The 9,885-nt window shown below is 38.8% G+C and carries 13 protein-coding genes; 10 read left to right on the forward strand and 3 right to left on the reverse strand.

The features are described from left to right. Together BCG07_RS19835 and BCG07_RS19840 are read right to left on the reverse strand one after the other, a co-directional pair. A partial coding sequence (locus tag BCG07_RS19835) for a LysR family transcriptional regulator (protein ID WP_286891683.1) occupies positions 1–821 on the reverse strand: 821 nt, incomplete at its 3' end. Positions 822–1,171: 350 nt separating this feature from the next. Then, a complete protein-coding gene (locus BCG07_RS19840) occupies positions 1,172–1,603 on the reverse strand; it encodes a DUF2721 domain-containing protein (protein ID WP_006791572.1) in 432 nt (143 codons plus the stop codon). A gap of 80 nt (positions 1,604–1,683) precedes the next feature. Between BCG07_RS19840 and BCG07_RS19845 the strand changes: the two genes are divergently transcribed. From BCG07_RS19845 to tsaD, 3 genes are read left to right on the forward strand one after another with little or no spacing between them, the layout of a single operon-like run. Further along, positions 1,684–2,031 (forward strand): putative signal transducing protein, encoded by a 348-nt coding sequence (locus tag BCG07_RS19845; protein ID WP_008130594.1) that lies wholly within the window; start codon positions 1,684–1,686, stop codon positions 2,029–2,031. Next, positions 2,024–2,614 (forward strand): YjaG family protein, encoded by a 591-nt coding sequence (locus BCG07_RS19850; protein WP_008130596.1) that lies wholly within the window; start codon positions 2,024–2,026, stop codon positions 2,612–2,614. The genes BCG07_RS19845 and BCG07_RS19850 overlap by 8 nt, the downstream gene beginning before the upstream one ends. Before the next feature lie 57 nt (positions 2,615–2,671). Next, positions 2,672–3,685, forward strand: coding sequence for a tRNA (adenosine(37)-N6)-threonylcarbamoyltransferase complex transferase subunit TsaD (gene tsaD, locus BCG07_RS19855; protein WP_008130598.1), 1,014 nt, complete (start codon positions 2,672–2,674; stop codon positions 3,683–3,685). An 8-nt stretch (positions 3,686–3,693) separates the two neighbouring features. Here the strand turns inward: tsaD and plsY are convergent, their stop codons facing one another. Next, positions 3,694–4,305 (reverse strand): glycerol-3-phosphate 1-O-acyltransferase PlsY, encoded by a 612-nt coding sequence (gene plsY / locus BCG07_RS19860; RefSeq protein ID WP_006791568.1) that lies wholly within the window; start codon positions 4,303–4,305, stop codon positions 3,694–3,696. A 244-nt stretch (positions 4,306–4,549) separates the two neighbouring features. On the opposite strand from plsY, the gene folB reads away from it, so the two are divergent. From folB to BCG07_RS19895, 7 genes are all read left to right on the forward strand, one after another. Then, on the forward strand, positions 4,550–4,909 hold the full coding sequence (gene folB / locus BCG07_RS19865) for a dihydroneopterin aldolase (protein ID WP_243531460.1): 360 nt from the start codon (positions 4,550–4,552) through the stop codon (positions 4,907–4,909). Next, a complete protein-coding gene (gene folK / locus BCG07_RS19870; protein ID WP_243531458.1) occupies positions 4,910–5,398 on the forward strand; it encodes a 2-amino-4-hydroxy-6-hydroxymethyldihydropteridine diphosphokinase in 489 nt (162 codons plus the stop codon). After that, positions 5,395–6,195, forward strand: coding sequence for an undecaprenyl-diphosphate phosphatase (locus BCG07_RS19875; RefSeq protein ID WP_286891686.1), 801 nt, complete (start codon positions 5,395–5,397; stop codon positions 6,193–6,195). Before folK ends, BCG07_RS19875 begins: the two co-directional genes overlap by 4 nt. Before the next feature lie 175 nt (positions 6,196–6,370). Next, positions 6,371–7,726, forward strand: coding sequence for a UDP-N-acetylmuramate:L-alanyl-gamma-D-glutamyl-meso-diaminopimelate ligase (mpl, locus tag BCG07_RS19880; RefSeq protein WP_243531456.1), 1,356 nt, complete (start codon positions 6,371–6,373; stop codon positions 7,724–7,726). 1 nt (position 7,727) lies between these two features. Then, entirely contained in the window at positions 7,728–8,348 is a 621-nt protein-coding gene (locus tag BCG07_RS19885) for a flavin prenyltransferase UbiX (RefSeq protein WP_008130602.1), read from the forward strand. Beyond that, positions 8,348–9,277 (forward strand): ABC transporter ATP-binding protein, encoded by a 930-nt coding sequence (locus BCG07_RS19890; protein WP_138740093.1) that lies wholly within the window; start codon positions 8,348–8,350, stop codon positions 9,275–9,277. The genes BCG07_RS19885 and BCG07_RS19890 overlap by 1 nt, the downstream gene beginning before the upstream one ends. Next, positions 9,278–9,885: ABC transporter permease (locus BCG07_RS19895; RefSeq protein WP_286891689.1), on the forward strand; the 608-nt coding region annotated here is incomplete at its 3' end.

The raw sequence follows: 9,885 nt of genomic DNA on the forward strand, positions 1-9,885 counted from the left end.
GTGGTTTGTTGGTTTGTTTGAACAATTAGTTGCTCATGGCTTAAATCTTTATTTGTTTTTAACTGAACAAGGTCGGTGTGTTCTGCCACAGTGTTTGCATGCTCAATGCTGGCGATTGCAAAACTATCGGATTTAATAATGCCAGAGATAACCTGTTCAATACTGCCCATTTTGATAGTTGATGATTTATTTAAAGAATCAATGGCCTCGTTCAGCATGCTTTGAACTTGTTTTGATTGAGAGAAACAACCAAAGGCTGAATAGGAGTCTAGTTGGTGTTTGCTTATGTCATTTTTTTGGGCAAGCGGGTGATGCTTAGATACAAATAAAATAAGCTGATCAGGCAAATGAATATCACTACCAATACTATTTACAGCTTGAGAATAAACGCTAATGTCTATTTCACCTTCCTGAAGCTTGCGTGTTAACTCATGCTGTTCTTGCAATTGCATTTCGATTTTTACATGTGGGTATTGCGCTAAAAATTGACCGCATGAAATAGGCACAATGTTACTTGCTTTATTAGTGTAACCAATAATGAGTTTTTCATCGGCATTGCCATGAACAGATTGAAACAAGCGTTTTTTGGTGTTTTCTAATTCGCTAAGTGTATTTTTGGCGTAATCTAAAAATAGTTCGCCTTCAGGAGTCAGTTTTACTGAGCGGGTTGAGCGCGTAACTAACTCATAGCCCATTTCATCTTCTAGGGTCTGAATACTGCGGGTAAGTGCAGAAGTACTAATTTTTGTTTTTTCTGCGGCTTGTCTGAAGTGGCGTAACACACCCAGTGCTACAAATTGTTCTAATTGGTCAAATCTCACTTTATAGTCCCTTTTTATAAGTAAGTTGTGATGTACTAATACATCAATTTTCTGTCTGTCTAAGCTATTAATAAATATATGTAAATTTAAAAAAGATAAACTACACAATATATTTGTTTGCACAATAATAAAAGTGTAAAGATGTTAAAAAGTATTAACCTTTAGACTAAAGACTAATAATTTTTTATTTACCTAACATCCTTATCTGGCAAAGTTAATACTAAAAAGCAGGTATAAATCTATAAATAAAAATATTAGGTAAATTTATTATGCTAATTAATGAAAAAGTATGCCACAAAGTAGGGCATTGATTAAGCAATAATTAAAATATTTGCACGAATTTTAGTCTTTTAGCTTGTTTTATTATCAAAGTTTTTGTTTGCTCTGTTACTTAATGGTTTGTTTTCAATATTTTGAAGTTCAATTTCTATTGCATCACATGAAATATGAATTTCAAATAAAGACGTTAGTAAAGATAAACTTAAACAGGTTAGGCTTACGCCAAATAAAATAATTCCTGTGGTATTAAACTCAATAAAAAGAGCAAACATAGACAAGGTACATAATAAAAAAGAGCCTACACCGTAAACTTGCATGGTTCTTATGAGCTTTATGCGCTTTCTTAAATTGGTAATTTGCGCAACCACCACAGGGCGAATTGACTCGCCTTCTCTGGCATTTAACTCTCTTATTAATTGCGCAAGTACTAAAAATCGGTTTGTATAAGCAAGAAGTAACAAAGATATAGCTGGAAAAAGTAGACCCGGAGTTGTAAGTGTCATGCTTGCGCCTTTTTAAATATTGTTTAATAAATTTCTCAATACCTTAAGGTATTGTACACACAAAATAATCGAGGTCGATATTGCAAACTTATAAAAACACAACAGATAGTGCATTTAATTGGATAACAATTTACAAGGCAGCCAACACGTTAGAGGCTAATATTGTTAAAGGGTTAATTCAAGCGGGTGGAATAGAGTGTAAAGTTGCAGGAGAAATGCTTCAAGGTGCACTTGGGGAAATTCCTTTCGATCAGGCGCAAGTGAGTGTGCAGGTTTATGCGATAAAAGAGCGCCATGCGCGACAAATATTGGTAAACTATCAGCAAGTAAAACAATCCGCTCCAGATTGGGTTTGTCCTAACTGTAATGAGCATAATGGATCAACATTTGATTTTTGTTGGTCATGTGAGACGTTAAAGAATGACTAAAGCAAATAATTTTCAGCGTATTAGAGAGCTAAACTATTTACAAAAAGCGGTTTTGGCAAGTGCGCTAATTGAACGTATGTTGCCAAATTATGGCTTATTTAGTGAGGCTACGGGGTTTGGTGATGAAACGTTACTTCGTAATGCGCTTAATGTTTGTTGGGAAAAAATCTTACTGCCAAAAAGTAAGATTGACTTAGAAAAGCAAGTTGAAAAAGTGGAACCTAATGTTCCAGAACTCGCTGATTTTGATATGTTTGGTACATACCCAGCTATTGATGCGGCAACGTCATTACTGAGCTTGATGCATGGTTTAATGGCACAAGACGATAAAGAGTTTGTAAGTGTAAGTAAAATTTCGCAAGCAACCGTTGCGCGCTTTATTGAATACCAGATGACAGTTGAAGGTGAAATTGCAGACAACACGGCTGTTAGGGAGCACCCTTTAATGCAGTACGAAATTGAAGTGCTAGCCGAGCTTATTGACTTTGTTGAAAGTATGGGGCGTATTACTTCAGAAAGTGTAAAGGCGCTGAAAAAATTTGCTGTTGTTGATGGTCAAACAAATATTGGTTTGGCGTTATAAACAAATTAAGTAACTTGAACTTTGGTTAAGTAGTGATAAAAAAGCAGGAGAAGTACAGTGCGAATTTTAGGCATTGAATCGTCATGTGATGAAACAGGTATAGCAATATATGATGACGAGAAAGGCTTATTAGCTCATCAGTTATATAGCCAAGTAAAAGTACATGCTGACTACGGTGGCGTGGTTCCCGAGCTGGCGTCACGCGATCATGTTCGTAAAACGCTTCCGCTTATTGATGCAGCTTTTGCTCAAGCGGGTTGTGGTCCTGAAGACTTAGACGGTATTGCTTACACAGCCGGCCCTGGTTTAGTTGGGGCGCTATTAGTGGGTACTTCAATTGGTCGCTCATTGGCTTACGGATGGGATATCCCTGCTGTTGCGGTTCATCATATGGAGGGGCATCTACTTGCTCCCATGCTTGAAGACAAGGTGCCAGAGTTTCCGTTTATTGCTTTACTTGTTTCTGGTGGCCACACCATGATGGTAAAAGTTGAAGGAATTGGCCAATACGAAGTATTGGGCGAGTCTGTTGATGACGCTGCAGGTGAAGCCTTTGACAAAACAGCTAAGTTATTAGGTCTTGATTACCCGGGTGGTCCCCGCTTAGCAAAATTAGCAGAGCAAGGTATTCCAAAGCGATTTATCTTTCCTCGCCCAATGACAGATAAACCCGGGCTTGATTTTAGTTTTAGTGGATTAAAAACTGCGGCGTCGATTACCATTCGTGAAAATGACGATGACGAGCAAACTAAAGCTGACATTGCGCATGCATTTCAAACCGCTGTTATTGATACCTTGGTTATTAAATGTAAGCGAGCGCTAAAGCAAACAGGTATCAAGCGTTTAGTGATTGCGGGCGGTGTAAGTGCAAATACCCAGCTTAGGCTTCAGCTTGAAAGAGTCATGCAGGGTATGAAGGGCGAAGTGTATTATCCGCGTACGGAGTTTTGTACTGATAACGGTGCAATGATTGCTTATGCCGGTATGCAACGTTTAAAAGCAGGGCAGTTTGCAACCCTTGATATGAAAACTAAGCCTCGGTGGCCAATAGATAGCCTCGAGCCTATTTAAGTACTTTGTTATGTTGGTTTGTTTTCATCAGTGGGGGCTTTTTTAGCCCCCACTTTTGGTTCTTCACCAGCAAATAGTCTCACTATGTTTGTTCGATGGCGAAAAATAATAAGCACCGTAATAAAAACCACTGGCAGCGTGTAGAGTGGCTTAATTAACCACGTATAAAGCGGTGCGAGTAGAACGGTGACTAGGGCGGCAAGAGAAGAATAGCGACTCACTGCGACTATAATTAGCCAAGTAGTAATTAATAACCCAGCTAGGGATAAACCTATTGGGAGTAAAGCCCCAAATGCTGTTGCAACGGCTTTACCTCCTTTAAAATTAAAAAATACAGGGTACATGTGGCCTAAACAGGCGCCAACGGCAACTAAGCCAAGTACCAAAGGCTCAAGTTGTAAAAAATAAGCCCCCCACACGGGTATCGTGCCTTTTAAAATATCAAAAACAAGAACTAAAACAGCAGGAAAAGCGCCACCTAAGCGGTAAACATTAGTTGCGCCTGGATTATTTGAGCCATGTGTACGGGGATCTTGAAGTTTAAATAGACGCGACACTAAGATAGCCGATGAAATCGACCCAAGTAGGTACGCTAGAACAAACATCAAAATAGCTAACACATAGTTCCTTATATTTTTATCGTTATACCCATTACATTTAATGCAATTAACATCGTTTTTGGGCTATTATTGGCGGCAAAATTTATCGTGAAAATTAATATACTTCTACCAAATTTAGCTAAACGCGTTATTTTGCTATTGTAGAAGGAATTTTTACATATTTAAACACTGATTAAAGCATATACAATATTAATTTATAATTAGTTTATGTGGTTAGAACAGTTGTTGGTCTTTTGGAGTATCAATGGATAAGGTATTTATATCTCAATTGCACGTCGACACTATTATTGGAGTGTACGACTTTGAAAAAGAAAGTAAACAGAGCCTTTATTTTGATATTGAAATGCTAAGTGATATTAAACCAGCCGCCGCAAATGATGACATTAATCTAGCACTTGATTACGCAAAAGTAAGCGAGCGTGTTATTGCGCATAGCACAGCTAAACCTGTTGAGTTGCTTGAAACACTTGTTGAACAATTGGCAGAAATTATTTTAACTGAGTTTAATACAACTCAAGTTAAAATTAGAGTGAGTAAACCTGCAGCAGTTGCGCAAGCGCAAACTGTTGGAGTAGAAATAACACGTAATAAGGCAAGCGTTTAAATGGCGCAAATATTTATTAGCCTTGGGTCAAATATCAACAAAGAGCACTATATGCAAAGTGCCTTAAAAGCACTTAAAACGCATTTTAAAAATATAGAGCATTCGTCTGTTTTTGAAAGTGAAGCTGTCGGTTTCGTAGGTAATAACTTTTATAATTCGGTCGTTGGGGCAAAAACAGACAAGCCGTTAGCTGAAGTGTGTGCATTACTAAAAAAAATAGAGCGTGATAATGGTCGCACACCAAACGATAAAAAGTTCAGCCCAAGAACCCTTGATTTAGATTTATTGTTTTACGACGATGTTATTTGCGATAGCCCCGCGCAATTACCACGTGACGAAATAACTAAGAATGCATTTGTATTACAACCTCTCAGTGAGGTTGCCCCCGGTTTTTATCACCCTGTAGCTAAGCAAACAATTGCTCAATTATGGAATGCATATAATAACCCTCAACAAAAACTATGGAAGGTGGAGTTTTCTAACCCATGAGTATTTTAGAAATAATAATTTTAGCGCTAATTCAAGGTTTTACTGAGTTTTTACCCATATCTAGCTCGGCACATTTAATTTTACCCTCACAAATATTAGGGTGGGAAGACCAAGGACTTGCTTTTGATGTTGCAGTGCATGTAGGGACATTAATAGCGGTTGTTATTTATTTTCGTAAAGAGGTGGCTGACATTCTGAGTGCGTGGTTTAAATCGTTTGGCACACAAGGCAAAACAGACGACAGTAAACTCGGCTGGTGGATTATTTTAGGGACAATACCTGCTGCTGTATTTGGTTTGTTACTTAAGGATTTTGTTGAGTTATACCTTCGAAGTGCATGGGTCATTGCAGCTACGACGATTATTTTTGGCCTATTGCTTTGGTACGCTGATGCTAAAGGGAAACAAGTTAAAACAATTTATCAACTTAATTGGAAGTCGGCTTTAATGATTGGCTTAGCGCAAGCCGTTGCTATGATCCCGGGTACCTCTCGTTCAGGTATTACAATGACAGCGGGTTTAATGCTAGGCATGAATAAGCAAAGTGCAGCGCGCTTTTCGTTTTTACTCGCTATTCCTGTAATTTCAATGATGGGGCTTTATTACACAATAGAACTTGCATTGGGTGAACATGTTGTTGAATGGGGTACATTGTTGCTAGGTGTGGTACTGTCTTTTCTATCTGCTTATGCGTGTATTTATTTATTTTTAAAAGTGATTGAACGAATGGGAATGTTACCTTTTGTAATTTACCGGTTAGTTTTAGGCTTAGGTTTAATTGTTTTTTTAAGTATGTAGATTAATTTACTTTGCAAAAAAGCCTTCTAATTTAGAAGGCTTTTTTGTTTGTGATAATGACTTTAAGCATTAGTAAAATGCCTACATATAATGGTAAGTAAGCGCGAAATTTGGCATTATAGCGCCATTAAACTTTGCACAGCTGCAAAGTGAGCATACGGTTTAAGGAAAGTATATGCATATTCATATTTTGGGCATTTGCGGTACGTTTATGGGTGGTATTGCAGCTATTGCTAAGTCGCTTGGCCATAAAGTAACAGGTTCAGACCAAAACGTTTACCCACCTATGAGCACCCAGCTTGAAGATCTTGGTATTGAGCTCACTCAAGGTTACGACGTATCTCAATTAGAGCCAAAACCCGATATGGTAGTAATTGGTAATGCGATGAGCCGAGGTAATCCGTGTGTTGAATATGTGTTAGACAACAGCTTACCTTATACCTCAGGTCCAGAGTGGTTAAAGCATAACTTATTGCAAAACTCGTGGGTGCTTGCGGTAGCTGGTACGCATGGTAAAACAACCACAGCGAGTATGCTTGCCTGGATATTAGAATATGCTGGTTTAAAACCGGGGTTTTTAATTGGCGGCATAGTGCAAAATTTTGGTGTGTCGGCAAAGGTAGGTGAAACCCCTTTTTTTGTTATTGAGGCAGATGAATACGATACCGCTTTTTTTGATAAGCGCAGCAAGTTTGTCCATTACTTACCGCGTACATTAATTTTGAATAATTTAGAGTTTGATCACGCCGATATTTTTGATGATTTAAACGCAATTAAAAAACAATTTCACCACTTAATGCGTACACTACCTCACAGCGGTAAAGTAATTTGGCCAAAACAAGACAAAGCACTTGAAGACGTTATATTGCAAGGGTTATGGAGTGAAAGCGAAACGCTAGGCATTGATTGGGGTTACGAACTAATTAAATCCGATGGTAGCGAGTTTAATGTACTTTTGAATAATGAACGGCAAGGTAGGGTTAATTGGGGCGCAATTGGCGAACATAATGTTAAAAATGCGATTATGGCAATTGCTGCAGCGCGCCATGTAGGAATTGCTGTTAGCCACAGTATTGAGGCACTTGCCGAGTTTATAAGTCCGAAAAGGCGAATGGAACTCAAGGCCGACATAAACAGTATTAAGGTTTATGACGATTTTGCTCATCACCCAACAGCGATTAAAACAACCTTAGCGGGTTTACGCGCTAAAGTTGGCGATGAAAAAATTATTGCTATTTTAGAGCCCCGCTCAAACACCATGAAAATGGGTGTACATCAACATACGCTTCTTGCTTCATTAGCTGATGCTGATGACGTACTTTTGTTTGAACCAGATAACTTAGGCTGGTCGCTTAACGAGCAAGCTCAAAAAGCGGGCATGCAATGTTTTAATAGTACGCAAGCTATTATAAATACGGTGCTTGAAAATGTGCAGCCTGATCAACATATTTTAATTATGAGTAATGGCGGTTTTAACGGCCTTCATCAGCAACTAGTAGATGGTTTGGCTGATAAATTCAGCGGAGAATAATTTGCAATTTAAAGATAAAATCACCTTAGCGTTCAGTGGTGCCTCTGGCGCACCATATGGTTTAAAGCTGCTTGAAGTGTTACTCGAGCAGCAATACCAAGTGTATGTACTTATTTCGAGCGCAGCCCGCGTTGTGCTTGATACTGAGTCAAACATAAAGCTCTCGGCAAATGAAGATAAAGCCACTGAGCAGTTAAATGCGCTATTTGATGCACAGCCACAACAATTACAAGTATTTGGTAAAGATAACTGGTTTAGTCCTGTAGCCTCTGGTTCTGCAGCGCCCAAAAAAATGGTTGTGTGCCCATGCAGTGCGGGGTCAGTATCGGCGATTGCTGTAGGCGCATCTGATAATTTACTAGAGCGTGCGGCCGATGTAGTGATTAAAGAACGTGGCCAGCTTATTTTAGTACCGCGTGAAACGCCTTTTAGCGAGATTCATCTAGAGAACATGTTAAAGCTATCGCGTTTGGGCGTTACCATTATGCCTGCAGCGCCGGGCTTTTATCATAAGCCGCAAAGCATAGAAGATTTAGTCGATTTTATGGTGGCTCGCATTTTAGATCATTTAAACATTGAGCATACACTAACAAAACGTTGGGGTTATGGTGAGGGTAAATAATGAGTAAGCAAAGTATTGCATTAAATATTGAAGGCCTTACCAAGGTATACAAAAACGGCGTAGAGGCTGTTAAAGGTGTTGATTTACAGGTAGAAGAGGGCGACTTTTTTGCATTACTTGGGCCAAACGGCGCAGGTAAATCAACAACAATTGGTGTTATTTCGTCTTTGGTCAATAAAACTGAAGGTAAAGTGGAGGTATTTGGTTACGATATAGATACCCATCTTGAAGCTGCCAAGGCGCATTTAGGCTTAGTACCACAAGAATTCAACTTCAGCCAATTTGAAACGTTGACCCAAATATTAGTAAACCAAGCCGGTTATTACGGTGTACCGCGTAGCGAGGCACACAAGCGTGCTGATAAATATTTAGCTCAGCTTGGTTTGCTTGAGAAAAAAGATAAACAAGCGCGTACTTTATCAGGCGGTATGAAGCGTCGTTTAATGATTGCACGCGCACTGATGCACGAGCCAAAGCTACTTATACTTGATGAACCAACAGCGGGTGTAGATATAGAGTTACGACGCTCTATGTGGGAGTTTTTACGCAAAATTAATGAACAAGGCGTAACGATTATTTTAACTACCCATTACTTAGAAGAAGCAGAACTATTGTGTAAAAACATTGCCATTATCGATACCGGTCGCATTGTTGAAAACACGACGATAAAAGCACTACTTGCAAAGCTTGATAAAGAAACGTTTGTACTTGATTTAAAAATGCCAGCTAAGCCAGTCACGTTGCAAGGTTATAAATTTACCATGACGGACGATCACACCATTGAGGTTGAAGTAGCTAAATCACAGGGCTTAAATGCAGTGTTTAGTGCGCTTACAGAGCAAGGCAATACTGTATTAAGTATGCGTAATAAGGCCAATCGATTAGAAGAGCTATTTGTAGGATTACTAGAGCAAGGGCGGGGCGAATAAATGTTTAAATATGGCGTAGCGCTAAAAAGTATATGGATTAAAGAGTGTATTCGTTTTCTACGTATTTGGGTGCAAACTCTAGTACCACCTGCCATAACAATGAGTTTGTATTTTGTTATTTTTGGTAACCTCATAGGCTCGCGCATCGGTGAAATGGGTGGGTTTAGTTATATGGAGTTTATTGTACCGGGCTTAATAATGATGTCGGTTATTACAAACTCATACTCTAATGTGGCTTCTAGTTTTTACTCAACTAAATTTCAAAAAAGTATAGAAGAGCTGCTTGTTGCGCCAGTGCCTAATTACATAATTGTACTTGGTTATATGGGCGGTGGTATGACGCGTGGTATGATGGTGGGCTTTATTGTTACCTGTGTATCGCTGTTGTTTGTTGATATTCAAATACACAATATATTTGTAATTATGGCAACGGTAATTTTAACCTCGGCGGTGTTTGCGCTAGGTGGTTTAATTAACGCTATTTATGCTAATAGCTTTGATGACATTAGTATTATTCCTACATTTATACTTACTCCGCTAACGTACTTGGGTGGCGTATTTTATTCAATTACTTTGCTACCTGAGTTTTGGCAAAATGTATCGCAAAT

This window comes from Pseudoalteromonas sp. ESRF-bin5 (genome assembly GCF_002632075.1).
Taxonomy (GTDB): domain Bacteria; phylum Pseudomonadota; class Gammaproteobacteria; order Enterobacterales; family Alteromonadaceae; genus Pseudoalteromonas; species Pseudoalteromonas marina.

Bases quoted from the DNA above. Each gene is read 5' to 3' on its own strand.
- BCG07_RS19840 (WP_006791572.1), bottom strand. From the start codon at position 1,603: ATGACACTTACAACTCCGGGTCTACTTTTTCCAGCTATATCTTTGTTA.
- BCG07_RS19850 (WP_008130596.1), top strand. From the start codon at position 2,024: ATGACTAAAGCAAATAATTTTCAGCGTATTAGAGAGCTAAACTATTTA.
- folB (WP_243531460.1), top strand. From the start codon at position 4,550: ATGGATAAGGTATTTATATCTCAATTGCACGTCGACACTATTATTGGA.
- folK (WP_243531458.1), top strand. From the start codon at position 4,910: ATGGCGCAAATATTTATTAGCCTTGGGTCAAATATCAACAAAGAGCAC.
- BCG07_RS19875 (WP_286891686.1), top strand. From the start codon at position 5,395: ATGAGTATTTTAGAAATAATAATTTTAGCGCTAATTCAAGGTTTTACT.
- mpl (WP_243531456.1), top strand. From the start codon at position 6,371: ATGCATATTCATATTTTGGGCATTTGCGGTACGTTTATGGGTGGTATT.
- BCG07_RS19890 (WP_138740093.1), top strand. From the start codon at position 8,348: ATGAGTAAGCAAAGTATTGCATTAAATATTGAAGGCCTTACCAAGGTA.